Here is a 25,653-nt window from a genome sequence, read left to right on the forward strand (position 1 = left end):
TCTTCAAACTTCAGGATTTGTATGCATTTGAGAACGGAGCCACGAGAGTGGCTCCGCAACAATCAATCTTATTTTCCAAGCGCATCTTCAACGAATGCGGCGAGCTGTTCAAGATGCTTGGACATCAGGCCCGTTGCAGGCGATGCAGCAGCCGGACGGCCAGCATAGCGCACACGCTTGTGCTTGGCATCGATATGCGCCAGCACCCATTCCAGATACGGGTCGATGAAAGACCACGCGCCCATGTTCTTCGGCTCTTCCTGACACCAGACGATTTCTGCCTGACGGAAACGCGTCAGCTCATTGATGAGTGCCTTGGCCGGGAACGGATAAAGCTGCTCGACGCGCAACAGATAGACATCATCGATACCGCGCTTTTCACGCTCCTCGTAAAGATCGTAATAGACCTTGCCCGAGCACAATACCACGCGGCGGATTTTTGCGTCCTTCTGGAGCTTGATCTCGCCCTTGTTGTATTGTGCGTCGTCCCACAGCAGACGGTGGAAGGATGAATCGCCCGAAAGCTCGCTCAAGGAAGACACGGCACGCTTGTGACGCAACAGCGATTTCGGCGTCATCATGATCAGCGGCTTGCGGAAGTCACGCTTCATCTGACGGCGCAGAATATGGAAGTAGTTGGCCGGTGTCGTGCAGTTTGCGACCTGCATGTTGTCTTCTGCGCACATCTGCAACCAGCGTTCCAGACGCGCCGAGGAATGTTCCGGTCCCTGACCTTCATAGCCATGCGGCAGAAGGCAGACCAGACCCGACATGCGCAGCCACTTGCGTTCGCCCGACGAGATGAACTGGTCAAAGACGACCTGCGCACCATTGGCGAAATCGCCGAACTGCGCTTCCCAGAGCGTCAGCGCACGCGGTTCCGACAACGAATAGCCATATTCATAGCCAAGCACGGCTTCTTCCGAGAGCATCGAATTGATGACCTCGTAGATCGCCTGACCCTTCTGGATATTGTTGAGCGGAATATAGCGGCTCTGGTTTTCCTGATCGTAGAGTACCGTATGGCGCTGCGAGAAGGTGCCGCGCTCGACATCCTGACCCGAAAGGCGGATCGGGTTGCCTTCAGCGACCAGCGAACCGAATGCCAGCGATTCAGCCGTTGCCCAATCGATACCCTCACCGGTTTCCATCATCTTGGAACGGTTGTCGAGGAAACGCTGGATCGTGCGGTGGACGTGGAAATCCTTTGGCACTTCAACAAGCTTCTTGCCGATTTCTTTCAGCGTCTTCATCGCAACGGCAGTCTTGCCGCGGCGCTGTTCATCGGCATTGTCGGCGGCGCGCAGACCTGCCCAAGCACCGTCCAGCCAGTCGGCCTTGTTCGGCTTGTAGCTCTGTCCGGCCTCAAACTCTGTTTCAAGCCTTTCGCGCCATTCCGCCTTCATGCGGTCGATGTCTTCCTGGCCGACAAGCCCCTCACTGATCAGCTTGTCACCATAAAGCTGAACGGTGGTCTTGTGGGCGCGGATCGCTTTATACATCAACGGCTGCGTGAAGGACGGCTCGTCGCCTTCATTATGACCGAAGCGACGATAGCAGAACATATCGATGACGACGGGCTTGTGGAAAGTCATGCGGAATTCGGTTGCAACCTTGGCGGCAAAGACCACAGCTTCCGGGTCGTCGCCATTGACGTGGAACACCGGTGCCTCCACCATCTTGGCCACATCCGACGGATAGGGCGAAGAGCGCGAGAAGGCCGGATTGGTCGTAAAGCCGATCTGGTTGTTCACGATGAAATGCAATGTTCCGGCAACGCGGTGACCACGAAGACCCGAAAGGCCAAAACATTCAGCCACGACACCCTGACCGGCAAAGGCCGCATCGCCATGCAGAAGCAACGGCAGAACCTTGGCGCGTTCACTCAATGGCACGATTTCACCGCGCGAGCGACCTGCCAGCAGATCCTGCTTGGCGCGTGCCTTGCCCATGACGACCGGATTGACGATTTCAAGATGCGAGGGGTTTGCCGTCAGCGACAGGTGAACCGAATTGCCATCGAATTCGCGGTCCGAAGAAGCCCCGAGATGGTATTTCACATCGCCCGAACCTTCCACATCGTCGGGCGCATAGGAGCCACCCTTGAACTCATGGAAAATAGCGCGATGCGGCTTGCCCATGACCTGGGAAAGTACGTTCAGACGACCGCGATGCGGCATGCCGAAGATAATTTCTTTGACACCCATCGAGCCGCCGCGCTTGACGATCTGCTCCAGCGCCGGGATTAGCGCTTCGCCACCATCAAGGCCGAAGCGCTTGGTGCCCTTATATTTGACGTCAATGAACTGCTCAAAGCCTTCGGCCTCGATCAGCTTGGACAAAATGGCCTTCTTGCCCTCGGCGGTGAAGGCATAGCCCTTGTCCGGACCTTCTATGCGTTCCTGAATCCATGCCTTTTCCACTGGATCGGAAATATGCATGAATTCGACGCCAATATTGCCGCAATAGGTGCGCTTGAGAATTGCAAGCATCTGCGGCACGGTCGCATATTCAAGACCAAGCACATTGTCGATGAAAATCTTGCGATCGTAATCGGCAGGCGTAAAGCCGTAATTTGACGGCTCCAGCTCGTTATAATCTTCCGGCCTTTCAGAAAGACCGAGCGGGTCGAGATTGGCATGCAGATGGCCGCGCATGCGATAGGCACGGATCATCATGATGGCGCGCACGCTGTCGCGCGCTGCCTGTGCGATCTCTTCAGCCGAAAGCGGGGCACCGGCTGAACCCTTGGCAGCCTTACCGTTGAGCTTTTCGGTGACATGCTTTTCAACTTCGGCCCAATTGCCGTCGAGTGCGGAAATCAGTTCGCCATTGGCGGCAATTGGCCAGTTTTCCCTGGTCCAGCTCGCGCCTTGAGCGTTTTTCTTCACATCCTCGGCATTGTCGCCGAGTTTGCCAAAGAAATCGCGCCATTCGGGATCGACCGAATTCGGATCGTCCTCATAACGGGCATACAGTTCCTCGATATAGTCGGCATTGCCGCCATAGAGAAACGAGGTAAGGGCGAAAACGTCGTTGGCCTGTTCTTGCCTTGCCATGGTCTACCCGGAGCCTTGCTCCGTCTCCTTGTCAGCGACTGATTGCGCGGGCCGGAAGATTTTTATCAAACCTTCATCCCTCACGCTACCGGGGAGAAGCCGCAACAGCCCCGGAAAATGCCATTTTACTCAAACGCTTCAGGAATCGGCTTACCGCTTCCTATGCCAAACCCGGCAGCGGCTTCACGCCGATGCCGGGATATTCAACCGTGTGACCGGTCTCAGCCCTTAAGCACTTCGACCAGCGTCTTGCCGAGCTGTGCCGGCGACGGCGACACGCGAATGCCAGCCGATTCCATGGCGGCAATCTTGTCTTCTGCGCCGCCCTTGCCGCCGGAAATAACCGCTCCGGCATGCCCCATGGTGCGACCGGCAGGCGCGGTACGACCCGCGATGAAGCCGACCATCGGCTTGGAGCGACCACGCTTGGCTTCGTCCTTGATGAACTGCGCCGCGTCTTCTTCTGCCGAACCGCCGATTTCACCGATCATGACGATCGACTTTGTTTCATCATCGGCGAGGAACATTTCCAAAACGTCGATGAACTCAGTGCCCTTGACCGGATCGCCGCCGATACCGACAGCGGTTGTCTGGCCAAGACCCTCGTTTGAGGTCTGGAACACTGCTTCATAGGTAAGCGTACCGGAGCGCGAAACAACACCCACTGAGCCCTTCTTGAAGATATTGCCCGGCATAATGCCGATCTTGCACTCTTCAGGGGTCAAGATACCGGGGCAATTCGGTCCGAGCAGACGCGACTTCGAGCGTTCCAGACGCTCCTTGACGCGCACCATGTCGAGAACCGGAATGCCTTCGGTGATACAGACGATGAAACCGACTTCAGCCTCGATGGCTTCAATGATTGCGTCCGCAGCGCCTGCCGGTGGAACATAGATCACCGAAGCATCAGCACCGGTGCGTTCCTTGGCTTCCGCGACGGTTGCGAAAATCGGCAGTTTTTCGCCCTTGGCGCCTTCCCAGGTTTCGCCACCCTTTTTGGGATGGATACCGCCGACCATTTGCGTGCCGTAATAGCTAAGCGCCTGTTCGGTGTGGAAAGTGCCGGTCTTGCCGGTCAGGCCCTGTACGAGAACCTTGGTGTCCTTGTTGACGAGAATGGACATGCCTTAATTCCCCTTCACTGCAGCGACGATTTTCTGCGCCGCATCGTCGAGATCGTCAGCCGAAATGACATTCAGGCCCGATTCGTTGATGATCTTCTTGCCGAGTTCCACATTAGTGCCTTCAAGACGGACAACCAGCGGAACCTTGAGGCCGACTTCCTTGACTGCCGCAATCACGCCTTCAGCGATGACGTCGCACTTCATGATGCCGCCAAAAATGTTGACCAGAATGCCCTGCACAGCCGGATCGGCGGTGATGATTTTGAATGCAGCCGTCACCTTCTCTTTCGAAGCGCCGCCACCAACGTCGAGGAAGTTGGCAGGTTCTGCACCGTAGAGCTTGATGATATCCATGGTTGCCATGGCAAGGCCCGCGCCATTGACCATGCAGCCGATGTTGCCATCGAGCGCCACATAAGCAAGATCGTGCTTGGAAGCTTCGATTTCTTTCTCGTCTTCTTCCGACAGATCGCGCAATTCGAGGATGTCGGCATGGCGGAACAGCGCATTGCCGTCGAACGACACCTTGGCATCAAGAACGCGCACGCGGCCATTCTTCATGACGATCAGCGGATTGATTTCGAGAAGGCTCATATCCTTCTCGGTGAAGGCCTTGTAGAGGATTGGGAAAAGCTTTACGCCGTCTTCACGGGCTTCGCCTTCGAGCTTCAATGCATCCGCAAGCTTGGCCGCATCTTCATCGGTCACGCCCTTGGCCGGATCGATGGCAACGGTGACGATCTTTTCAGGCGTTTCTTCGGCAACGGCTTCAATATCCATGCCGCCTTCGGTGGAAACCACGAAAGCCGGACGGCCAACCGTGCGGTCGATCAGGATCGAGAGATACAATTCACGCTCGATATCGGCGCCATCTTCGATGTAAAGACGGTTGACCTGCTTGCCAGCCGGGCCAGTCTGCTTGGTGACAAGGGTGTTGCCAAGCATTTCCTTGGCATGGGAAACAACGTCTTCGATCGACTTTGCAAGACGCACGCCGCCCTTGGCGTCTTCAGGCAGTTCCTTGAACTTGCCCTTGCCACGTCCGCCAGCATGGATCTGGCTTTTGACGACATAAAGCGGTCCGGGAAGCGTCTTTGCCCATTCTTCCGCCTGTTCGACGGAATAAACAGCCACACCATTGGCGATCGGTGCGCCATATGTGTGAAGCAGGCGCTTGGCCTGATATTCGTGGATATTCATCTGGTTGTCCTCTGCGGATTCCCGACCGCTTTGGCGAGCCGGTACGAATTGACAGCCTGAAAAGGCCGGGTTCACACCCGGCCTTAACTGGAATTACTTGAGTGACGGAGCAATACCGATGCAGGCTTCGCAAAGCCCGGCAACGGAGGCGACCGACTTGTCGAACTCGGCCTTCTCGGCCTTGTCGAGATCAATCTCGATCACGCGTTCGACGCCATTGGCACCAATGACGGTGGGAACACCGACATACATATCCTTGACGCCATACTGACCGGAAAGCTGTGCTGCGACCGGCAGAACACGCTTCTTGTCTTTGAGGTACGATTCAGCCATCTGGATGGCGGATGCAGCCGGTGCGTAGAAAGCTGAGCCGGTCTTCAGGAGACCGACGATTTCAGCTCCGCCATCACGGGTGCGCTGGATGATCTTGTCGAGCTTGTCCTGCGAGGTCCAGCCCATCTTGACGAGATCGGGCAGCGGAATGCCTGCAACAGTCGAGTAACGGGCGAGCGGCACCATGCTGTCGCCATGACCGCCCAGCACGAATGCAGTGACGTCTTCAACCGACACCTTGAACTCTTCAGCGAGGAAGTAGCGGAAACGGGCGCTATCGAGAACACCGGCCATGCCGACGACCTTGTGTGCGGGCAGGCCCGAGAATTTTTGCAAGGCCCAGACCATCGCGTCGAGCGGGTTGGTGATGCAGATAACGAAAGCCTCAGGCGCATATTTTGCAATGCCAGCGCCTACCTGCTCCATGACCTTGAGGTTGATGCCCAGGAGATCGTCGCGGCTCATACCCGGCTTGCGCGGCACACCTGCGGTGACGATGACGACATCAGCGCCTTCAATGGCAGCATAATCATTTGCGCCGGTGAACTTCGCATCAAAACCGTCAACCGGAGAAGATTCGGCAATATCCAGTCCCTTGCCCTGCGGCGTACCTTCCGCAATATCGAAAAGGACGACGTCGCCAAGCTCTTTCAGACCAGCAAGATGAGCGAGCGTGCCGCCAATCATACCAGAGCCGATGAGGGCAATCTTGTTGCGTGCCATGATTGTTTCTTTCCTCAAGTTTGATCCAGAAACGCATGAAGCCATCCGGATACGGCCCGGAAACACCTACGCGCTGCAATGCGTTCGATATGACTCTTTGCAGAAAAACTCAACTCATTATTTTGCGACCAATATTTTCAATCGGTTAGATTTAATTTTTCTTACGTAAACGTCAAAATAATCTGGCGAATTAAAGGCAAAAGCCGCAACTGTCCGGATTCCGCAGAACACGCGCCCTTCCAATAAATTGGCCCCATCTTCCTTAAGCGCAGTCTATGGCAACAGGATGAAAGTGGGTAAACGATCCCGTCAGGCCGGGTGTTTTTGGGAAAAAGCCTCAAGATAATCCGCGCTCTGCATCTCAAACAGACGTGAAGCGGTGCGGTCGAATTCAAAGGCTTCGGTTCCGCTTGTCGCGAGATAAAGCTTTTCGGGTTGCGCTTCAGCCGTCATGAACACGCGGGCATGATTATCATAAAGAACATCGACCAGCAGGATGAAGCGCTTGGCTTCGTTTCGTCGTGCCTGATCGAGCACCGGCACGTCATCGACGAACAAAGACGGATAGCGATTGACAATAGCGATATAGTCAGACGCACCCAGCGGCTGCGCACAAAGTTCATCGAATGAAAACCGTGCAGCCCCCGCAACCGAACGATGCACGGAAATGTCGCGGCCCTTGATGCGGATGATATCGGCTTTTTCCTCAGCACCATTTTTATGGGCAGCCCATGCCGCATCCATGCGCTTGGTGGTTTCCGGCCCGAGCGGTGTCAGATAAACCGGCTGCCGATCCAGTTTTTCCAGACGGTAATCGGTGCGCGAATCGAGGTTGATGACCTCGACGTGTTTTTTCAAAATGTCGACAAAGGGCAGAAAAAGCTGGCGGTTGAGACCATTGTTGTAAAGATTGTCCGGCGCGACATTCGAGGTTGCAATCAGCACCACGCCCCGCGAAAACAAGGCACTGAACAGACGCGACAGGATCATCGCATCCGCAATATCGGTCACGGTAAACTCGTCGAAGCACAGAACCCAGGCCTGCTCCGCCAAAATATCGGCGACGGGTGGAATAGGATCATCCTGTTTGGTTTCGCCACGCTTATGCGCCTGCCGGTGCGCATTGATGCGTTCATGCACATCGGCCATGAAATCATTGAAATGCGCCCGCCGCTTGCGCTCAACCGGCAACAGCGAAAAGAACATATCCATCAACATGGTCTTGCCGCGCCCGACCTCGCCATGAACATAAAGCCCCTTGACGATTTCCTGTGCTGGTTTGCGCTTGCCGAACAGCCATCCCAGCGCGCTGGACTTGCGCGAAAGTCGCTTTGTACAGACTTCTTCCATCAGCCGGTCATAACGGTCGGTGAGATCGAGCTGGGCCGGGTCTTTATCCACTTCGCCCGCCGCAACCATCGCATCATAGCGTTCGCGAACAGACGGATAAGCCTTCAGATTGCCGTCGAAAGACATGATCGGGCGTTGAGCCTCGCTAAAAGAGACGGAGCAGTCCGAAGACGCTTCGTTATTAGAGCGCGTTTCGATCTGCTACAATCAGATCGGCGCTCTCATTGTTTGCATGAACGTGCATTCCGAAAACCGTTTCATGCTCTTCGGAATGCACTCTAAGGAGTTTTTGCTTGTATCAGCGCGACAGCGACAAGGACTGACCACCCGATGTCTGACCATTGAAACGGCCCTGACCAGACGAATAGAGCGATGCGACCGTACCCCCGGATGCATCATAAAGAACAAGCTGCTTGCCGTTGACGGCCCAGGAGGCGAGGTTCGACAATTCGCCCGGACAGCGTAGCGGTCCCGCGCGATAACCCTGCCCATATTTGGTCTGAGGCGTCGCAACCTTGCAGCTCTGCCCATTGAGCGAAGCGGTCCAGACGCCAGCAACGCTGCCCGGCGTCAGATCCGGTGCCGATTCGGGTGGCAGACTGGCAACCTGTGTATTTGCATCATCTACTGGCATATTGCTGACCGGAGCCGTCGGGAACTGCGCAGCATTTGGTGAATTAAGATTACCCTTATGCACCGTGCCTTGCGGGGCAGCATTAAGCGGCGCCGGACCAGTTGCCGCGACAGGTCCGGGATTACCCATCCGGGAGCAACCGGCCAACACGATACCGGCTGCCACGATGCTCAGCAAACTTGCTTTCGAAATACCCATCTGGTTCTCCATTTCGGTCGAAATCTTGGGATTGTGCGGCATCTCATCCGCGCGAGATCCGGCAATTGGAACGATATTGCTGCGATAAAATGGCTATATGGTTAAAAAATCAACACTGGATCCCGTCAAATTGCCTTATGGTAGCTGATCCGACCGGAAATCGCGCATAAATATATGGGACTGGCACAGGAAGGCCACAGTTTCAGGACACCACAACCCAAACGACTTAGCCAAAACGACAATGGATTGCGCATATGCGCGTAGCACTGGCAATTTGCTTGCTTTTCCGCCATATAGACGCCGGATAGACATTCAAACGTCTGCGTTGCAAAAAGCAAGTTGCAGAAAGAACGGAACCACGACAGCTATGGCCAATAGGGCAGCCTTTACCAAGATGAACGGGCTCGGCAACAAGATCATTGTTGCCGATATGCGCGGGCGCGATGATCGCATTCTGCCTGCTGCTGCCATTCAGCTTGCAGGCCAAAGTGCCACTGCTTTCGACCAGATCATGGCCATTCATGATGCAAGGACTGCTGGAACCGATCACTATATCGAGATCATCAATTGCGATGGCACACAGGCACAGGCTTGCGGCAATGGGACACGATGCGTCGTGCAATGGCTATCGCAAGAAAGTGGCAAAAAAGAATACGTCTTTCAGACGCTTGCAGGCGTTTTGACGGCAAACGAACATGAAGACGGCCTCATCACCGTCGACATGGGAAAGCCGCGCTTTGGCTGGCAGGACATTCCCCTCGCCCATGAAGTCGCCGACACACGCGCCGTTGACCTCTTCGCCGGTCCTGCCGACGCGCCCGTCCTGCAATCACCGTCCATTGCCTCCATGGGCAATCCGCATGCGATCTTCTGGGTCGAAAACGATGTCTGGTCCTATGCGCTTGATGCCTATGGACCGCTGCTTGAACACGATCCGATCTTTCCGGAACGCGCCAATATTTCCGTTGCGCAAGTAACGGCCCGTGATGCAATAACTTTGCGAACATGGGAACGCGGCGCTGGGCTGACGCTTGCCTGCGGATCGGCTGCCTGTGCCGCAGCCGTCTCCGGCGTACGAACCAACCGAACAGAGCGCAAAGTCACTGTCCATGTGCCCGGCGGCCCCTTGCAGATCGAATGGCGCGATGATGATCACGTCATGATGACCGGCCCCGCCGAATGGGAATTTGACGGAATTTTTGATCCCGCAACCGGCGAATGGGAGTACGCCAGAAACAACAATCGCGGAGCAGCGTAATGGCTGTCGATATCGTAACATTCGGATGTCGCCTCAACACTTACGAATCCGAGGTAATGAAGCGGGAGGCAGATAGCGCTGGCCTTGGCGAGTTGAAAGACGGCGCAATCATCTTCAACACCTGTGCAGTGACGGCAGAAGCCGTGCGTCAGGCACGCCAAGCAATCCGCAAGGCACGACGTGAGAACCCGCAAGCGCGTATCATCGTCACCGGCTGCGCCGCACAGACTGAATCCGGCAAGTTTGAAGCCATGGATGAAGTCGATCTGGTTTTGGGCAATGAGGAAAAGCTCAAGGCCAACTCCTACCGCATGTTGCCGGATTTTGGCGTCAACCAGTTCGAAAAGGTGCGCGTCAACGACATTATGGAAGTGCGTGAAACCGCAAGCCATATGGTTGATGCCATCGAAGGCCGCGCACGCGCTTTCGTGCAGGTACAAAACGGCTGCGATCATCGCTGCACCTTCTGCATCATCCCCTATGGCCGCGGCAATTCACGTTCGGTCCCGATGGGCGGCGTGGTCGATCAGGTCAAGCGCCTTGTCGATAATGGCTATAGAGAAGTGGTGCTGACCGGCGTCGATATGACATCCTACGGCCCGGACCTTCCGGGAAACCTCCGCCTCGGTAAGCTGGTGAAGACGGTTCTTACTCAAGTGCCGGATTTGCAGCGCCTGCGCCTGTCCTCTATCGACTCCATTGAAGCCGATGATGAGCTGATGGAGGCAATCGCCACTGAAAAGCGCCTGATGCCACATCTGCATCTCTCTCTTCAGGCGGGCGATGACATGATTTTAAAGCGCATGAAGCGCCGCCATCTGCGCGAGGATTCGATCCGCTTTTGTGAAGATGTGCGCAGGCTGCGCCCCGATATCGTGTTCGGTGCCGACATCATCGCGGGTTTTCCCACCGAAACCGAAGATATGTTTGTAAACTCGATGAAAATCGTCGAGGAATGCGGCCTCACGCATCTGCATGTCTTTCCCTATAGTGCGCGTGAAGGCACGCCTGCGGCCCGCATGCCGCAAGTCCGGCGCGACATCGTCAAGCAACGCGCCGCGCGCCTGCGCGCAGTCGGCGACCGCGCCTATGAAAAACATCTCGCTTCGCTGACACATAGCGTACAGCGCCTCCTGATCGAGAAGGAAGGTTTTGGCCGCACGGAAGGCTTTACGCTTGCCGCTGTCGAAACGGGCCAGCCGGGCGAAATCATCGAACGAATTGTGACGGGCCATGATGGTGAAAAACTCCTCACCCGTCAGGCGGAGCCGAAAGCGGCTTAAAAGGGCATAAAAATTCATGGCAATGGGCTTCATCAAGAAAATGTTCTCCTTCGGCAAGAAGGAGGTCGAGGAAAAGCCGGTCGAACAACCGATCCCCGACATGCGCGAAACGCAAGCGCCGGAAGAGGCGCCCGTTGCGGATGTTGTCCCTGTTGAACCCGAGCCTGTCGTCACAACGGTTGCCGAAGCAGAGCCAGAACAGCCGCCAGAACACCCGCCAGAACACCCGATTGCCGAAATCGAAATTCCGATCGAGCAGCCGCCGGTCATGGAACCTCCCGTTGCGGAGCCTGTCGTCGAGGTGCCGGTTGAAGCTGACGCGCAGCCGCAATCCGAAACGATTATTGAACCGACGCTGCCCGAAGCGGAACTCGTCACTGCCTCCCCCGTTGTAGAAGAGGTTATGCCCCCGGCACCGTTAAAGCCCCAGAAGGTCAAGGTCAGCAAGGCGGTTGAGGAAAAGCAGGAAGAAACACCGGTTGAAGCTACGCCAGAACCAAGGCTTTCATGGTTCGAGCGTCTGCGGCGCGGCCTTGCCCGTTCTTCCAGCTCGCTGAGCGACTCCATCGGCGGCATTTTCACCAAGCGCAAACTTGACGACGAGACATTGCAGGACCTCGAAGACGTGCTGATCCAAGCCGACCTCGGTCTTGAAACAGCCATGCGCGTGACCGATGCGCTGTCATCAGGGCGCTATGGCAGGGACGTGACCGGCGAGGAAGTGCGCACCATCATGGGCGCGGAAATCGAAAAAGTGCTCACACCCGTGGCCCAACCGCTCGAACTTGATTTGTCGCACAAGCCGCATGTCATTCTGGTGGTCGGCGTCAACGGCACCGGCAAGACCACAACCATCGGCAAGCTTGCGGCAAAGCTCACCGCAGGCGGGCTGAAAGTCATGCTGGCGGCTGGTGACACATTCCGAGCCGCCGCCATCGAACAGCTGCACATTTGGGGCGAACGCACAAACTCTCCTGTAGTTTCAAGCAAGCTTGGTGCCGATGCGGCTGGCCTTGCCTATGATGCCTGGCAACAGGCCAAGGAAGCTGGCAGCGATGTGCTGATCATCGACACGGCCGGGCGATTGCAGAACAAAACTGAGCTGATGGACGAATTGGCAAAAATCGTTCGTGTTCTGGGAAAACACGACGGGGAAGCCCCGCATACGGTTCTTCAGACACTCGACGCCACCACCGGACAGAATGCACTCAATCAGGTCGAGATTTTCAAGAATATCGCAGGCGTCAACGGTCTGGTCATGACAAAGCTCGACGGTACCGCACGTGGTGGTATTCTGGTGGCGATCTCGGCAAAACATAAATTACCCGTCTACTTTATCGGTGTGGGCGAAGGCGTCGATGACCTTGAACCTTTTTCAGCAAGCGATTTTGCAAAAGCCATTTCAGGAGTACATTGATGACAAAACCTATTTTTGAACGCGATCCCGCGCAAAAGACCGAAGCTGAGCGCAAAGAAGTGCCGCCGCTGTTGAAGCTTGCGCTGGAACTAGGACCGCTTCTGGTTTTCTTTTTTGCCAATGCACGCGGCGAAAGCCTGATCGAGCGCTTCCCAGTGCTCGGCCAGATCGGCGAGCCGATCTTTCTGGCCACTGCCCTCTTCATGGTCGCAACGCTTCTGGCGCTTGGTATTTCATGGGTTATGACGCGTACGCTACCCATGATGCCGTTGATTTCAGGCGTCGTGGTTCTGGTTTTCGGTGCCTTGACGCTGTGGTTGCATAATGACACTTTTATCAAGATGAAGCCGACCATCGTCAACACCCTGTTTGGTGCTATCCTGCTCATGGGTCTGTGGTTTGGAAAATCACTGCTTGGTTATGTGTTTGATTCGGCTTTCAAGCTTGATGCAGAAGGCTGGAAAAAGCTCACCTTTCGCTGGGGACTTTTCTTCCTGTTTCTCGCCGTTACCAATGAAGTGGTCTGGCGAAATTTCTCGACCGATGCATGGGTTGCCTTCAAGGTCTGGGGTATCATGCCGATCACTGTCGTCTTCACACTTTCACAAATGCCGCTTATCCAGAAACATTCATTACCGGAAGCCAAAAACGACTGATTGAAGGAGGATGCCATGGCACACATCGACAAACGGCTCGATATCGAACAGTTTATCTGTCGCAGCGATAATTATGGCGTTCTCATCCATGACCCGGAAAGCGATTTGACGGCCTCCATCGATGCGCCCGATGCAAAAGCCATCGAAACCGCGCTCGATCGGCGCGGCTGGACACTGGATTTCATCTTCACGACCCATCACCATCTCGACCATGTCGAAGGCAATGAAGCGCTGAAGGCCAAATTCGGCGTCAGCATCATCGGCCCCGAGGCGGAGAAAGATAAAATTCCCGGCATCGACCGCACGGTACGGGACGGCGATGCATTCACGTTCGGGCTCTTCACCGTAAATGTAATCGCGACGCCGGGACATACAGCGGGTGAGGTTTCATACTACATTCCTTCGGCGAAAGCCGCCTTTACCGGCGACACACTGTTTGCGCTCGGTTGCGGACGACTGCTCGAAGGAACGCCTGCAACCATGTTTCAATCATTGGAAAAACTGGTGGCACTGCCGGGCGACACGGCGGTCTATTGCGGCCACGAATATACGCAGAGCAATGCCCGTTTTGCGCTCACCATCGACCCGGACAATTCGGCGTTGAAGGAACGTGCCGATACGATCGCCAGATTACGGGCCGCAGACCGCATGACGCTGCCAACATCTATCGCGCTCGAAATGGCAACCAACCCGTTTTTACGCTGGCATGACCGCGCAATCCGCACCCGACTCAATATGGATGATGCTTCCGACGAGGCTGTATTTGCAGAAATCCGCAAGCGAAAGGACCTCTTCTAGGATGAATGAGATCACACTGTTTTCTACCGTCAAGCGTCTCAATCGTGCCGTGTGCGTTGGTGTGTCAGTCCTGATGCTGCCTGTAGCGATCCATTCTGCACAGGCGGAGGATATTTTCGCAGTTGCGCAGCCCAAGGAAACGCCTGCGGAAGTCAATAATTTCAAACTCAGCGAGGATTTGCTTGCTCGTATGGAAAAAATCCATGCAAAGCTTGAATCCATGCAGCTTTCACCGACTGCGGAAGAAGGGCAGATCGCACAGCCTTCGTTCGAATCCATGCTCAAAAGTCTGGAATCAAGACCACAGGTCGTCGCGATCATGAAAGAAGAAAACATCGAGCCGAGGGATTATCTTCTGGCCTATTTCGCCATGATGAGCGCGCTTGCAGCAGCCGATGCGGAAGAAGAAGATCAGTTGATCGATGAGGTAAAGGGTATCAATCCCGAACATGTTGAGTTCGGCAAGCAATATGGCGAGCGCATTCGCGAATTGATTGGCGAATAAAGAAAACCGGCGAAGCAACTTCGCCGGTCCGTTGTTATCCTATTGCGGCTGACGCAGGAGCCGTAGCGCGTTGATCGTGACCAAGACCGTTGCGCCCGTATCGGCCAGAATGGCTGGCCAGAGACCGGTAATGCCCAGCACTGTCGTCACCAGAAAGACCGCCTTGAGGCCAAGCGCAATCGTGATATTCTGGTGAATGTTGCGCATCGTACGTTTGGAGAGATCAACCATAGCCGCAACATCGCCGACACGGCCATGCAGGACCGCGGCATCGGCAGTTTCCAGCGCAACATCGGTGCCACCGCCCATAGCGATGCCGACATCCGCGGCAGCCAAGGCGGGAGCATCGTTGATGCCGTCACCAACCTTGGCAACGATAGCGCCTTCCTTACGCAAGTCTCCGACGATACGCTGTTTGTCTTCCGGCAAGAGTTCGGCCCTAACCTCAATCCCAATGTCGCGACCAACCGCTTCTGCTGTGCGGCTGTTATCGCCTGTCAGCATAAGTGTGCGGATGCCTGCATCGTTGAGGGTTTTAAGCCCGGCAATCGCATCGGCACGCGGCTCGTCACGCATGGCAATCGCTCCGGCAATCTTGCCATCCGCCACCAGTACCGAAACCGTCTTGCCCTCATCATTGCAAGCCGCAATAAGCTTAGCCAGATCGTCTGGAATGGCTGCGATTTCATCCGCCGCCTTGCGCGAACCCAGAAAAAGCTCTCGACCATCCGCCACGCCCGACACGCCCTTGCCGCCATGCGCCTTGCCGGCGGTAACCGGGGCTATTTTGAGGCCTTGTTTTTCTGCCGCGCCCACAATCGCCAAGGCCAGCGGATGGCTGGAACCCGCATCCAGCGAAGCTGCCAGACGCAACACATCATCTGACGACAGTGCTGATGGCAGCACATCTGTCACCGTCGGCTTGCCTTCGGTCAATGTGCCGGTTTTGTCAAAGCAGACCGCGCTCACTTTGCCGATGTTTTCCAGCACTGCGCCACCCTTCATCAGAAGTCCGCGCCGTGCGCCTGCCGAGAGTGACGCTGCAATGGCTGCCGGTGTCGAGATAACCAGCGCACAGGGGCAACCGATCAGCAAAATGGCAAGCCCCTTGTAAACCCATTCGCCCCATGGAGCGCCCGCCACAAGCGGCGGTAGAATGGCAACCAGCGCGGCAACAACAACCACGCCCGGCGTATACCAGGTCGAAAAGCGATTGATGAAGCGTTCGGTCGGGGCTTTGGCTTCCTGCGCCTCTTCCACCAGCCGCACGACACGAGCGATGGTGTTGTCCTGGGCCTCCGCCGTGACTTTGACGCGCAACACACCATCGCCGTTGATCGTGCCTGCAAAGACATTTTCACCAACACCCTTGCCCACCGGTGTGCTTTCACCAGTGACGGGTGCTTCATCAACAGCGCTTTCGCCGGAAATGATGTCGCCATCGGCAGGCATGCGATCACCCGGTCGCACGGAAATCACATCGCCGACCTTGAGTTCCTCGGCAGATACTTCCCGTGTCGTGCCATCGCTTTCGAGAAAAGCGGTTTTGGGTACCAAGGTCGTCAGCGACTGGATGCTGGCGCGCGCCCTCCCTGCGGCAACCCCTTCAAGCAGCTCACCGACGAGAAACAGGAAAACGACAGCGGCGGCTTCTTCGGTTGCTCCGATGATAACGGCGCCAATGGCTGCAATCGTCATCAGCATTTCGATGGAAAACGGCGTTCCGTTGATCGCGGCCACATAGGCGCGTCTGGCAATCGGAACCAGACCGACCAGCATGGCGGCGGTAAAGGCCCAGAGCGCTACAGGCGGATAAAGATGGCCTATGACATAGGCCAAAACCAAAGCACCGCCACAGGCGAGCATCATCTGTCCCTTGCCGCTCTGCCACCAGCGCTTGATCTCAACAGGAGAGGCATGTTTTGCGGATTTGTCCGTCGCAGCCTCGACATTTGCCTTATAGCCTAATGCGCTCACCCTGGCGGCGATTTCATCGCGCTGTGCTGAACCATCGTGATTGACGGTCATAGCGCCATTGGTGACCGAAACTGAAACATCTTCTACGCCCGAAACCCTGCGCACCGCTGTATCGATTTTGGTTGCGCAGGAAGCGCAATCCATTCCCTCGACGCGGAAACGGAAACTGTTTTTCGAGGCCGCGATTTCCTTTTCCTGAGCATGTCCGTGATCATGATCATGCCCCGCATGTTCATGACTATGCTCTTCATGGTCGTGTGCGCGATCTGTGTGGCTCATTTTCTCACTCTTGAAGATTGCATCTTGAAGTACCTTGAGAAAGGTCTACATCCTCTAGTGACTAGAGGAGCAAGAGAAAAATGCAGATGAATATTGCAATTGGCGAAGCTTCGAAAACCAGTGGGGTTAAAGTACCGACGATCCGCTATTACGAGCAGATCGGGCTTCTGCCCGCCCCACCCCGCACTGAAGGCAATCGCCGCCTTTATGACAAAAGCGATATCCAGCGGCTTTTATTTATTCGTCATGCCCGTGATCTCGGCTTTGACGTGGAAGCAATACGCACATTGCTTGGTCTGCAGGATAATCCCGATCAATCCTGTGCCGCTGCCGACGCCATTGCACGCGCGAGGCTTGCCGATGTCGAACAGCGCATCGCCAAGCTTTTATCCTTGAAAACTGAATTGCAACGCATGGTGGACTGCACGGCGCATGGGCGGATCGATCAATGCCGGGTAATCGAGATTTTGGGCAATCATGAGGAATGCTTGCACGAGCAGCATTGATGAGAATTCATTGTACTTTTCCAAAGCGGGTGGCGGAAATTTTCAGCGTCCCGATTCGTGTGCCGATCCGCGCGACGACCGGCGCGTAAATACCGGAATTGCCAAGTGCAGCAAAAGAAACGCTGATGCGGCTGCGGTTTGCCAGATAATCGATCGATTTCTTGCCCTTCTGATAGCCGGAAACGGGAACGAATTTAGCCGAGCAAATCACCGTTTCGCCGGTAAAGCCATCAGTTGTAAAAGATTCCGTTCCATTGAAGGATAACCTGATCTGGGCACGCGTTTGCCCGTCGTAAACGTTGATAGAGCGGTTGCACACAGAAAGCGGGTCGCTGGCCGGTATCATAAGGGCGCTCAACGGGTCGCTGACATTAAGGAGGTCTTGGGGGGAGATTTCCACCCATGGATCGCGTTTCTTGACTGGCGGTTGATTATCCGAAGAAACGACATTGCCATTGGAAAAGCGGATCGTGGTGCGTTTGTTCTTGCGGCCATGTTTGTAATCGAGATCAAAACTACCGGAGACGACCTTACCTTTCGCCGCCGTGCCCGTAACCCGCACCACGCCGTTGGTATCGTCGAAGACCCGGGCAAGCCCAGAGGTGAGAAAGCGCCCGTTCAGATTGTATTTTGGGCCACTGACCGCCGTCTCGATAGCAGACCGCGCAATCGACAGACCAAAAATCGAAATATCGTATTCGGTCCTATAAAGATCTTTTGCCGTCGCCGTAGCAATCGGGAAAGCCCCGAGCGCGAAAACAGTCGAAAAAGCTATTGTCACAAAAGCGAGAGCAATAAGGCGCGCCGTCCCTGCACACCGTACCCAAATAGGGCTCGTACCCAGCGGCGGTTCGATCATGCGCGGCGTTCCTTTCTGCTTCCCACCCGAAAATATCGGGATCGCATAGTTTTCAACCCTATTGAGCTGCCAAAAAGTTGCTTTCGATTCCTTGATACAATAACTGTGCAGCAGGCAAAACCGGCGAAGTTATGATCGCATGCCCTTCGTGAGACTGGCAGATGCCGCAAAACCGCATTTTTGGCGCGTCCATTGCCGCCTATGACGGAATCTATCTTGACGGCGTGCGCTCCTGTCACTATAGAAACGCGACTTTCCCGATAGGCCGCCTGTCCGAGATCGCGCGCCAGCAGCACATGTGCTGCTTTGATTGCTTGAGTTCGGACAATTAGGTCAGGGCCTGAAAACGAAATTAAAGGTGAGACCAAAATGTCCCGCGCTTGTGAATTGACCGGCAAGTCGGTCCAGTACGGCAACAATGTCAGCCACGCGAACAACAAGACGCGTCGCCGCTTTTTGCCGAACCTCTGCAACGTGACGCTGATGTCCGAAGCCCTCGGCCAGAGCTATCGTCTGCGTGTTTCCGCCAACGCCTTGCGTTCGGTCGAGCATCGCGGCGGTCTGGATGCGTTCCTCGTCAAGTCCGACGACAAGGAATTGTCACAGCGCGCCCGTCTTCTGAAGCGTCAGATCGCCAAGAAGCAGGCTGAAGCTGCTGCTGCATAAGCAACCGGCCTCGAAAATTTGACAAAAAAGGTCGGCACGTGTCGGCCTTTTTTGCTGGTTCCATACCCCAGGATAAAAAAATGCCTCTTGAGACACCCGCTTTTTCACGCCTTTTGCCAGCCATTGCAGCCATGTGTGCGGCAGTTGCCGCGTCAAATATATTGGTTCAGTATCCGTTCGAGCATTTTGGCCTTGGCGAATTACTGACCTATGGTGCCTTCACCTATCCAGTCGCCTTCCTCGTCAACGATCTGACAAACCGCCGTTTTGGCCCTCACGCCGCACGCAGGGTCGTCTATGCTGGCTTTATCCTTGGCGTCATCATGTCGATCTGGCTGGCAAGCCCGCGCATTGCCATCGCATCGGGCAGCGCATTTTTGATCGCGCAACTGATGGATATTACGGTTTTCGACAAATTACGCCGCAAGACATGGTGGAAAGCACCATTTGCAGCCGCCATGTTTGGCTCCGTGGTCGATACGGTACTGTTTTTCTCCATCGCTTTCGCCGCTCAGTTCGCATGGCTCGACAGGATCACTGGACTGCCAGATTCTTCGCTGACAGAATCTGCGGCCTTCCTTGGCCTTGGCATGCCGCTATGGGCGTCACTGGCCTTTGGTGATTTCTTCGTGAAAGTCGTTATGGGAACGTTGATGCTCATTCCCTATGGCGCGATTCTGGCGATCTTTGCGCCGACGCTCTATGCGCCAGACCGCCAATCCACTCGATAAAGTTTAGCGTCCGCCTGCACGACGTCTGCCGCGCCCAGCGGATGCGCCAGAACCTTGCTCTTCAAAAAGCGAAGCAAGCTGCTCTGTCATGGCGCCCGCGAGTTCCTCGGCATCGACAATGGTCACGGCACGCTGGTAATAGCGCGTCACGTCATGGCCGATACCAATGGCGATCAGTTCCACAGGTGAGCGGATTTCGATCTCTTCTATGACAGCCCGCAAATGCCGCTCCAGATAGTTGCCCGGATTGACCGAAAGTGTCGAATCATCGACCGGCGCACCGTCTGAAATCATCATCAATATCTTGCGCTGTTCAGGTCGGCCGAGCAGACGCTGATGCGCCCAGATCAGCGCTTCACCGTCAATATTCTCTTTCAGCAACCCTTCGCGCATCATCAGGCCAAGATTGCGCCGCGCACGGCGCCAGGGTGCATCCGCGCTCTTGTAGATGATATGGCGCAGATCGTTGAGACGGCCCGGATTGGCAGGTTTTCCGCGTGAAAGCCATGCCTCACGCGACTGGCCGCCCTTCCATGCCTTGGTGGTAAAGCCCAAAATTTCGACCTTCACGCCGCAGCGCTCCAGCGTGCGTGCAAGAATATCGGCACAGGTCGCGGCAACCGTGATCGGACGTCCGCGCATGGAGCCGGAATTATCCAGTACCAGCGTCACCACCGTATCGCGAAAATCAGTGTCGCGCTCCATCTTGTAAGAAAGCGGCTGTGTCGGGTCGGTCACGACGCGCATCAGGCGTGCCGTATCGAGATAACCCTCTTCGAGATCGAAATCCCAGGAGCGGTTCTGCTGCGCCATCAGGCGGCGCTGCAGGCGATTGGCAAGCCGCCCAACCACACCCTGCAGATTGGCAAGCTGCTTATCGAGGAATGCGCGCAAACGCTCAAGTTCGGCCTCATCGCAGAGATCGACCGCTTCGACTTCCTCATCGAATTCGCGGGTGAAGACTTTGTAATCGACATGCTCGGCGAAATTGGCGAAAGGCTGATTGGGACGCCGCGTATCGCCCGGCGTTTCCGCGTCGATATCTTCGCTGTCGTCCATGTCATCCGCAGAGGCGTCAGCGGCTTCCATTTCGCCCTGTTCGCCCTCGTCGCTTGAATCATCGGATTCATCGCTTTCCGCGGAATCAGAACCTTCCTCAGTCTCGTCACCACCCTCTTCGTTTTCATCAGAATCGGGCGTCTGTTCCTCATTCTGCTCCTGCTCGTCGCCCGGCTCTTCCTGCCCGAGCTCTTCCGCCATATCCATGGAAGCAAGCATATCGCGAACCGTGCGTGCAAAAGCCTGCTGATCACCGAGATTGTCGCTCAACCGATCTAGATCAGAGCCGGCTTTTTCCTCGATCCAATCACGCCACAGATCAAGCACCGCTCCAGCCTCGGGTGGTGCCTTACGTCCGGTCAGTTTTTCACGCAAAAGAAGCGATACCGCTTCTTCAAGCGGCGCATCGTCCTTCTCGGTCGCTGTCGCAAAACTGGATCGGGCATATTTATCCGCAAGCATGGATGCCAGATTATCGGCAACGCCGCGCATGGCACGTGCGCCAATCGCTTCCACGCGTGCCTGCTCGACCGCGTCGAAGATGGCACGGGCCTGCTTTCCTTCGGGTGCAAGCGTCACGTGAATGCGCGGATTGTGTTCGGCCTGTCGAAGCGCCATGGAATCGCTCAGGCCCCGCGTCACCGCTACATCGTGCAATGTGGGGCGCTTGGGCAGATCAGGAAGTCGGGCGCGGTTGGCGGTCAGTGCCGGGCGATCATTGCTGAATGCCACTTCCAGCTCATTCTCACCGGAAATCGCTCGCATGCAAGCCGTCAGCGCTCGCTTGAACGGCTCGGAATCAACCGGTCCCGTTTTACGCTCACGCGAATTATCGCCCATTCCTGACATTTGGCCCGACATATGCTCAATCCTGCATCAACATTTCATCGCCTGCCACCTTGCTTACAGTGGCAGGCACACGGCCTAGCGCATCGGCCTAAAAATCGGTTACGATTTTTTGGAAAGCACGATGCGTAGATTCAATACATAGAGCGTCCTTTATGCGTCCGAAAGAACGCAAGGCGCTCTATGACAGAACGATATTGGCCGCCGATTCCGGCAGTTCCTCACCAAAGGCGCGCTGATAGAATTCAGCCACCGTGGCACGTTCAAGCTCGTCGCACTTGTTGAGGAATGTGAGGCGGAAGGAAAAGCCGATATCATTGCCGAAGATCGCCGCATTTTCCGCCCAGGTGATCACCGTCCGCGGGCTCATCACGGTCGAAAGATCGCCATTGATGAAAGCCTGACGCGTCAGATCGGCAACGCGTACCATCTTATCGACAATAATACGGCCTTCCGCATTCTGGTAATGCTTGGCCTTGGCGAGAACGATATTCACTTCATTGTCATGCGGCAGATAGTTGAGCGTGGTGACAATCGACCAGCGGTCCATCTGCGCCTGATTGATCTGCTGTGTACCGTGGTAGAGCCCGGTGGTGTCGCCAAGACCGACTGTATTGGCCGTAGCAAACAGACGGAAAGCGGGATGCGGATGAATGACGCGGCTCTGGTCGAGAAGCGTGAGGCGGCCGGACGTTTCCAGAACCCGCTGAATGACGAACATCACATCCGGACGACCGGCATCATATTCGTCAAAGACCAGCGCAACATTGTGCTGATAGGCCCATGGCAAAATACCGTCCTTGAATTCCGTGACCTGCATGCCATCCTTGACCACGATGGCATCCTTGCCGACGAGATCGATACGGCTGACATGGCTGTCGAGATTGACGCGAACACACGGCCAGTTGAGGCGTGCCGCGACCTGCTCAATATGGGTCGACTTGCCGGTGCCGTGATAGCCAGACACCATGACACGGCGATTATAGGCAAATCCGGCGAGGATCGCGAGCGTCGTCTGACGATCGAAAAGATAGTCCGGGTCCGTCTCCGGTACGTAAGAGTCGCCTGCCGCATAGGCTGGCACCGTCATATCGGAATCGATTCCAAACACTTCGCGGACCGATACTTTCGTATCCGGCAAATTGGCGATATCCCGCTCAACCTTGTTCATCATGCCTCCAGGGCGGCAGGATCATCCCGCCGCAACATTCATATATGAGAGGCATTGTTCTCCGGCAAGCCGGACGATGCCCCTTCCGTCATTCGTTGCGGGCATCCGTGCTTGAAACCGCGCGGACAAGGCACGGCAGAAGAATGTCCGTCAAAGCTACACCGCTTTTGTTTACGCGTATCTTTTTCCGAAAACCGTTTCACACTTTTCGGGATGCGCTCTCGCAATCAGGTTTTAGCAAAACCCTGCCTGCTTGAGCAATTGATACGCCTGAATGACATCGCGAAATCTCTCTTCAGAGGCGCGATCACCGCCATTCGCATCAGGATGGTGTTGCTTTACAAGCTCTTTATAACGCGCCTTGATTTTATCGCTAGTCGAATTTGGCTCAAGACCAAGGGTGGCCAGCGCTTTTATCTCCAGTGTGCGCGGCTTGCGCTGCGCCTTCTGGTTCGGGACCTGCGCCTTGGCTTCATTGATCACATTGAATGGATCACGGATGCGGTTGTGATAGGCCGCCGATCCTGAACGCATTTTGGCCATATCCGGCGAAGTCCGCGCTTTGGCCGTAGAGTTGTTCGTTGTGGACCACGTCGGACGATGCCCGGTGATGGCATCCTTCTGGAACTTGGCGATATCGCCATCTTCCAGGCCTGAGAAATAATTGAAACTCTTGTTATATTCGCGCACGTGGTCGATGCAGAAGTGGAAATATTCACCCTCGCGCATACGTCCAACCGGTGCCTTGTGTGTGCCCGGCTTTTCACAACCATCCCACTGGCAAATCTGGGCGCTGGATTTCGCCTGCGCCTTCTTCTTGGTCGGGATACGGATACTGTCGAAAAATTTTGAGTTCGTTGTCATCGAATCGGATTATGCGAATTTAAGAGTGACGAAACAAGAATTGACATTTCGCTCCGACCGGCTACTGGCTGGTGTTCAGGGCGAATTTTCGAAGCAAAATGTTTCCTGTGCGGATTTGCCCCACCGATCGCTGCCGGAGCGGCATCTATATGAGGCTCAGCACCTATATGGGGAGAATCGACCCGGATGTCCATTCAAAACAGCAAACAAAGCGCTATGGAAGCAAAGCTAACTGAAGCGTTTTCTCCTGAACAACTTGAAATCATTAATGAAAGCCACCTTCACGCCGGTCATCATCATAATGATCGCGGCCATGATGAAGTCTATGACGGCACCGGTGAGACGCATTTTCGCGTCCGCATCTTGGCACAAGCCTTTGCCGATATGAGCCGTGTCGCACGCCATCGCGCCATCAATGAGGTTCTCAGCCACGAGCTTGCAACCGGCGTGCACGCGCTTGCGCTGGAGCCATCCGCACCGCAAGAACCCACGCGCCGCTGATTATGCCTCGCGCAGCGCCTTTTGCCACTTGCGCAAGCGTGCCCGTGCATTGGCATAGGGCGAGGATGTATTGAACTGGATCATGCGGCCCAGCGTATATTTCTTATACCAGGGCGCCCCGTAAAGCACCTCGTCACTCGATGATTCGATCAGCCGGACAAGATCTGATTTCGCCTGATCGAAACGCGCAAGGAGCGCTTCGAAACTCAATTCGGCATAATCCTCATAGAATTTTCCCGCGAGCTTGCCGAGTTCGTTCCACTGAAAGCCGGTTTCCGGGAAATCGACTGGCAGGCCCTGATCGCTTCGTCGACACCATTTTAGCACCAGTTCGTTCCAGCCGACCAGATAGGCGACGAGGTCATGCACACTCATCAAGGTGCCTTGCGCATGCCCTTCCATGGTGCTCAAAGCGGCCTGTTCAAGCGTGACCTTTTTCAAATCACGTACAAGGGTGTCGTAATTCTTTTGGATCGCTGCCAGTAATTCGAGCTTGCTCGTCGGTACAGCCATAACTTAAACGTCCCTGGCCAACCGTTCTTTCAGAAACTCCAGCACGGCGGCAGGCGGAACGTCCTTGGCAATGAAGGACTTGCCAATGCCATGCGTCAGGATAAAGGTGAGAGCACCGCGCGCAACTTTCTTATCCTGCGCTATATAATCCATCAGCTTTTCCGCAGGCGGCAGACCGCCCGGCACTTGCGCAAGCGAGGTCGGCAGGCCGACAGCTTTGAGATGCGCCTCGACCCGTTCAGCCGCTTCAACACCGCAGAGATTCATCTTGACCGAAAAGCGGTGCGCCAGTGCCATGCCGATGGCAACGCCCTCACCATGGACCAGACGGGTCGAATCATAGCCCACGGCTGTTTCCAGCGCGTGGCCAAAAGTATGGCCAAGATTGAGAAGTGCTCTATCACCGGTTTCGCGCTCGTCGCGGGCAACCACGGCCGCCTTGCAGCGGCAGGCTTCAGCGATCGCCTCCACCCGCGCTGCACCACCCGCAAAGATTTCCTGCCAGTTTTTCTCCAGCCATTCGAAGAAATCAGGACGGTCGATCAGACCATATTTGGCGAGTTCCGCATAACCGGCGCGAAACTCACGTGGGCTGAGCGTGTCGAGAACGCTGCTATCGGCCAGCACCAGTTGTGGCTGGTTAAAAACGCCGACCAGATTCTTGCCCTGAGTGGTATTGATGCCGGTCTTGCCGCCCACGGACGAATCCACCTGTGCCAGCAGCGAGGTCGGTATCTGCACAAAATCCATGCCGCGCCGCACGATGCCCGCAACAAAGCCTGCCAGATCGCCAACGACTCCGCCGCCGAAAGCCACCAGCAGATCACCGCGCTCCAGCCGCGCTTCCAGAATTGCTTCGGTGACGGTTTGAAGCGTTTCAAAGGATTTTGATTTTTCGCCCGGTCCGACCACCACCGATGTCGAGGCAATGCCCGCACGCTCAAAACTCTGCGTCAGCCTCTCGAGATGGGATTGTGCAACGTTTTCGTCGGTAACAATCCCGACGCGGGCGTGCCTGACACGCTTGATGATCTCCTCGCCCGCCTGCTCGATCAGCCCGTCACCGATCACGATGTCATAGGAACGCTCGCCCAGCGAAACCGGAACGGTGACGTTTTTGGAAGAAGGCGAAGCGGCAGTCAT

23 protein-coding genes are annotated in these 25,653 nt (G+C 55.6%); 10 read left to right on the top strand and 13 right to left on the bottom strand.

The window, feature by feature from the left end:
- Window positions 1–68: 68 nt before the first annotated feature.
- From AAIB41_RS09195 to AAIB41_RS09220, 6 genes are all read right to left on the bottom strand, one after another.
- A complete protein-coding gene (locus tag AAIB41_RS09195) occupies window positions 69–3,059 on the bottom strand; it encodes a 2-oxoglutarate dehydrogenase E1 component (protein ID WP_343313006.1) in 2,991 nt (996 codons plus the stop codon).
- 221 nt (window positions 3,060–3,280) lie between these two features.
- On the bottom strand, window positions 3,281–4,183 hold the full coding sequence (gene sucD, locus AAIB41_RS09200) for a succinate--CoA ligase subunit alpha (protein ID WP_343313008.1): 903 nt from the start codon (window positions 4,181–4,183) through the stop codon (window positions 3,281–3,283).
- Between the two features lie 3 nt (window positions 4,184–4,186).
- Window positions 4,187–5,383 carry an ADP-forming succinate--CoA ligase subunit beta gene (sucC, locus tag AAIB41_RS09205; protein WP_343313010.1) on the bottom strand — a complete coding sequence of 399 codons (1,197 nt, stop codon included), beginning with the start codon at window positions 5,381–5,383 and terminating at the stop codon, window positions 4,187–4,189.
- A gap of 93 nt (window positions 5,384–5,476) precedes the next feature.
- Window positions 5,477–6,439, bottom strand: a complete 963-nt coding sequence (gene mdh, locus AAIB41_RS09210) for a malate dehydrogenase (RefSeq protein ID WP_343313012.1) — start codon at window positions 6,437–6,439, stop codon at window positions 5,477–5,479.
- Window positions 6,440–6,748: 309 nt separating this feature from the next.
- Window positions 6,749–7,915 carry a cell division protein ZapE gene (gene zapE, locus AAIB41_RS09215; protein ID WP_343313015.1) on the bottom strand — a complete coding sequence of 389 codons (1,167 nt, stop codon included), beginning with the start codon at window positions 7,913–7,915 and terminating at the stop codon, window positions 6,749–6,751.
- Between the two features lie 172 nt (window positions 7,916–8,087).
- A complete protein-coding gene (locus AAIB41_RS09220) occupies window positions 8,088–8,621 on the bottom strand; it encodes a protease inhibitor Inh/omp19 family protein (protein ID WP_343313017.1) in 534 nt (177 codons plus the stop codon).
- Between the two features lie 367 nt (window positions 8,622–8,988).
- Between AAIB41_RS09220 and dapF the strand changes: the two genes are divergently transcribed.
- Genes dapF through AAIB41_RS09250 form a run of 6 tightly spaced genes read left to right on the top strand, consistent with a single transcriptional unit; the run spans window position 8,989 to window position 14,538 of the window.
- Window positions 8,989–9,879, top strand: a complete 891-nt coding sequence (gene dapF, locus AAIB41_RS09225; RefSeq protein WP_343313019.1) for a diaminopimelate epimerase — start codon at window positions 8,989–8,991, stop codon at window positions 9,877–9,879.
- Complete coding sequence (gene mtaB / locus AAIB41_RS09230; protein WP_343313021.1) at window positions 9,879–11,162, top strand: tRNA (N(6)-L-threonylcarbamoyladenosine(37)-C(2))-methylthiotransferase MtaB; 1,284 nt, start codon at window positions 9,879–9,881, stop codon at window positions 11,160–11,162. The genes dapF and mtaB overlap by 1 nt, the downstream gene beginning before the upstream one ends.
- 16 nt (window positions 11,163–11,178) lie before the next feature.
- Window positions 11,179–12,579 (top strand): signal recognition particle-docking protein FtsY, encoded by a 1,401-nt coding sequence (ftsY, locus tag AAIB41_RS09235; RefSeq protein WP_343313023.1) that lies wholly within the window; start codon window positions 11,179–11,181, stop codon window positions 12,577–12,579.
- A complete protein-coding gene (locus AAIB41_RS09240; protein WP_343313024.1) occupies window positions 12,579–13,235 on the top strand; it encodes a septation protein A in 657 nt (218 codons plus the stop codon). The genes ftsY and AAIB41_RS09240 overlap by 1 nt, the downstream gene beginning before the upstream one ends.
- A gap of 15 nt (window positions 13,236–13,250) precedes the next feature.
- Window positions 13,251–14,033 (top strand): hydroxyacylglutathione hydrolase, encoded by a 783-nt coding sequence (gloB, locus tag AAIB41_RS09245; protein ID WP_343313026.1) that lies wholly within the window; start codon window positions 13,251–13,253, stop codon window positions 14,031–14,033.
- Window position 14,034: 1 nt separating this feature from the next.
- Window positions 14,035–14,538, top strand: a complete 504-nt coding sequence (locus tag AAIB41_RS09250) for a hypothetical protein (protein ID WP_343313029.1) — start codon at window positions 14,035–14,037, stop codon at window positions 14,536–14,538.
- A gap of 39 nt (window positions 14,539–14,577) precedes the next feature.
- Here the strand turns inward: AAIB41_RS09250 and AAIB41_RS09255 are convergent, their stop codons facing one another.
- Entirely contained in the window at window positions 14,578–16,794 is a 2,217-nt protein-coding gene (locus tag AAIB41_RS09255; RefSeq protein ID WP_343313031.1) for a heavy metal translocating P-type ATPase, read from the bottom strand.
- 80 nt (window positions 16,795–16,874) lie between these two features.
- Between AAIB41_RS09255 and AAIB41_RS09260 the strand changes: the two genes are divergently transcribed.
- Entirely contained in the window at window positions 16,875–17,300 is a 426-nt protein-coding gene (locus tag AAIB41_RS09260) for a helix-turn-helix domain-containing protein (RefSeq protein WP_343313033.1), read from the top strand.
- 7 nt (window positions 17,301–17,307) lie between these two features.
- Here the strand turns inward: AAIB41_RS09260 and AAIB41_RS09265 are convergent, their stop codons facing one another.
- Window positions 17,308–18,159 (bottom strand): DUF3108 domain-containing protein, encoded by an 852-nt coding sequence (locus tag AAIB41_RS09265; RefSeq protein WP_343313034.1) that lies wholly within the window; start codon window positions 18,157–18,159, stop codon window positions 17,308–17,310.
- A gap of 369 nt (window positions 18,160–18,528) precedes the next feature.
- Here AAIB41_RS09265 and rpmB point away from each other — a divergent pair, with 369 nt between their 5' ends.
- Both rpmB and AAIB41_RS09275 read left to right on the top strand, forming a co-directional pair.
- Complete coding sequence (gene rpmB / locus AAIB41_RS09270; protein WP_185916983.1) at window positions 18,529–18,825, top strand: 50S ribosomal protein L28; 297 nt, start codon at window positions 18,529–18,531, stop codon at window positions 18,823–18,825.
- Between the two features lie 80 nt (window positions 18,826–18,905).
- Window positions 18,906–19,556 (top strand): VUT family protein, encoded by a 651-nt coding sequence (locus AAIB41_RS09275; protein WP_343313035.1) that lies wholly within the window; start codon window positions 18,906–18,908, stop codon window positions 19,554–19,556.
- 3 nt (window positions 19,557–19,559) lie between these two features.
- Here AAIB41_RS09275 and cobT read toward each other — a convergent pair whose 3' ends face one another.
- The 3 genes from cobT to AAIB41_RS09290 all read right to left on the bottom strand — a co-directional run bounded on the left by cobT (window position 19,560) and on the right by AAIB41_RS09290 (window position 23,496).
- Entirely contained in the window at window positions 19,560–21,476 is a 1,917-nt protein-coding gene (gene cobT, locus AAIB41_RS09280) for a cobaltochelatase subunit CobT (RefSeq protein ID WP_343313036.1), read from the bottom strand.
- Between the two features lie 166 nt (window positions 21,477–21,642).
- A complete protein-coding gene (cobS, locus tag AAIB41_RS09285) occupies window positions 21,643–22,632 on the bottom strand; it encodes a cobaltochelatase subunit CobS (protein ID WP_343314723.1) in 990 nt (329 codons plus the stop codon).
- Window positions 22,633–22,866: 234 nt separating this feature from the next.
- On the bottom strand, window positions 22,867–23,496 hold the full coding sequence (locus tag AAIB41_RS09290) for a J domain-containing protein (protein ID WP_343313037.1): 630 nt from the start codon (window positions 23,494–23,496) through the stop codon (window positions 22,867–22,869).
- Between the two features lie 186 nt (window positions 23,497–23,682).
- Between AAIB41_RS09290 and AAIB41_RS09295 the strand changes: the two genes are divergently transcribed.
- Complete coding sequence (locus tag AAIB41_RS09295) at window positions 23,683–23,997, top strand: BolA family protein (RefSeq protein WP_343313039.1); 315 nt, start codon at window positions 23,683–23,685, stop codon at window positions 23,995–23,997.
- Here the strand turns inward: AAIB41_RS09295 and AAIB41_RS09300 are convergent, their stop codons facing one another.
- A complete protein-coding gene (locus AAIB41_RS09300) occupies window positions 23,998–24,510 on the bottom strand; it encodes a ClbS/DfsB family four-helix bundle protein (RefSeq protein WP_343313040.1) in 513 nt (170 codons plus the stop codon).
- A gap of 3 nt (window positions 24,511–24,513) precedes the next feature.
- Entirely contained in the window at window positions 24,514–25,653 is a 1,140-nt protein-coding gene (aroB, locus tag AAIB41_RS09305) for a 3-dehydroquinate synthase (RefSeq protein ID WP_343313041.1), read from the bottom strand.

This window comes from Brucella sp. BE17, from assembly GCF_039545455.1.
GTDB lineage: Bacteria > Pseudomonadota > Alphaproteobacteria > Rhizobiales > Rhizobiaceae > Brucella.

Bases quoted from the DNA above. Each gene is read 5' to 3' on its own strand.
- sucD (WP_343313008.1), bottom strand. From the start codon at position 4,183: ATGTCCATTCTCGTCAACAAGGACACCAAGGTTCTCGTACAGGGCCTG.
- aroB (WP_343313041.1), bottom strand. From the start codon at position 25,653: ATGACTGCCGCTTCGCCTTCTTCCAAAAACGTCACCGTTCCGGTTTCG.
- AAIB41_RS09295 (WP_343313039.1), top strand. From the start codon at position 23,683: ATGTCCATTCAAAACAGCAAACAAAGCGCTATGGAAGCAAAGCTAACT.
- sucC (WP_343313010.1), bottom strand. From the start codon at position 5,383: ATGAATATCCACGAATATCAGGCCAAGCGCCTGCTTCACACATATGGC.
- AAIB41_RS09275 (WP_343313035.1), top strand. From the start codon at position 18,906: ATGCCTCTTGAGACACCCGCTTTTTCACGCCTTTTGCCAGCCATTGCA.
- AAIB41_RS09195 (WP_343313006.1), bottom strand. From the start codon at position 3,059: ATGGCAAGGCAAGAACAGGCCAACGACGTTTTCGCCCTTACCTCGTTT.
- cobT (WP_343313036.1), bottom strand. From the start codon at position 21,476: ATGTCGGGCCAAATGTCAGGAATGGGCGATAATTCGCGTGAGCGTAAA.
- AAIB41_RS09240 (WP_343313024.1), top strand. From the start codon at position 12,579: ATGACAAAACCTATTTTTGAACGCGATCCCGCGCAAAAGACCGAAGCT.
- ftsY (WP_343313023.1), top strand. From the start codon at position 11,179: ATGGCAATGGGCTTCATCAAGAAAATGTTCTCCTTCGGCAAGAAGGAG.
- AAIB41_RS09220 (WP_343313017.1), bottom strand. From the start codon at position 8,621: ATGGGTATTTCGAAAGCAAGTTTGCTGAGCATCGTGGCAGCCGGTATC.
- AAIB41_RS09260 (WP_343313033.1), top strand. From the start codon at position 16,875: ATGCAGATGAATATTGCAATTGGCGAAGCTTCGAAAACCAGTGGGGTT.
- dapF (WP_343313019.1), top strand. From the start codon at position 8,989: ATGGCCAATAGGGCAGCCTTTACCAAGATGAACGGGCTCGGCAACAAG.
- zapE (WP_343313015.1), bottom strand. From the start codon at position 7,915: ATGTCTTTCGACGGCAATCTGAAGGCTTATCCGTCTGTTCGCGAACGC.
- AAIB41_RS09255 (WP_343313031.1), bottom strand. From the start codon at position 16,794: ATGAGCCACACAGATCGCGCACACGACCATGAAGAGCATAGTCATGAA.
- gloB (WP_343313026.1), top strand. From the start codon at position 13,251: ATGGCACACATCGACAAACGGCTCGATATCGAACAGTTTATCTGTCGC.
- rpmB (WP_185916983.1), top strand. From the start codon at position 18,529: ATGTCCCGCGCTTGTGAATTGACCGGCAAGTCGGTCCAGTACGGCAAC.
- cobS (WP_343314723.1), bottom strand. From the start codon at position 22,632: ATGAACAAGGTTGAGCGGGATATCGCCAATTTGCCGGATACGAAAGTA.
- mdh (WP_343313012.1), bottom strand. From the start codon at position 6,439: ATGGCACGCAACAAGATTGCCCTCATCGGCTCTGGTATGATTGGCGGC.
- AAIB41_RS09290 (WP_343313037.1), bottom strand. From the start codon at position 23,496: ATGACAACGAACTCAAAATTTTTCGACAGTATCCGTATCCCGACCAAG.
- AAIB41_RS09300 (WP_343313040.1), bottom strand. From the start codon at position 24,510: ATGGCTGTACCGACGAGCAAGCTCGAATTACTGGCAGCGATCCAAAAG.
- AAIB41_RS09250 (WP_343313029.1), top strand. From the start codon at position 14,035: ATGAATGAGATCACACTGTTTTCTACCGTCAAGCGTCTCAATCGTGCC.
- mtaB (WP_343313021.1), top strand. From the start codon at position 9,879: ATGGCTGTCGATATCGTAACATTCGGATGTCGCCTCAACACTTACGAA.
- AAIB41_RS09265 (WP_343313034.1), bottom strand. From the start codon at position 18,159: ATGATCGAACCGCCGCTGGGTACGAGCCCTATTTGGGTACGGTGTGCA.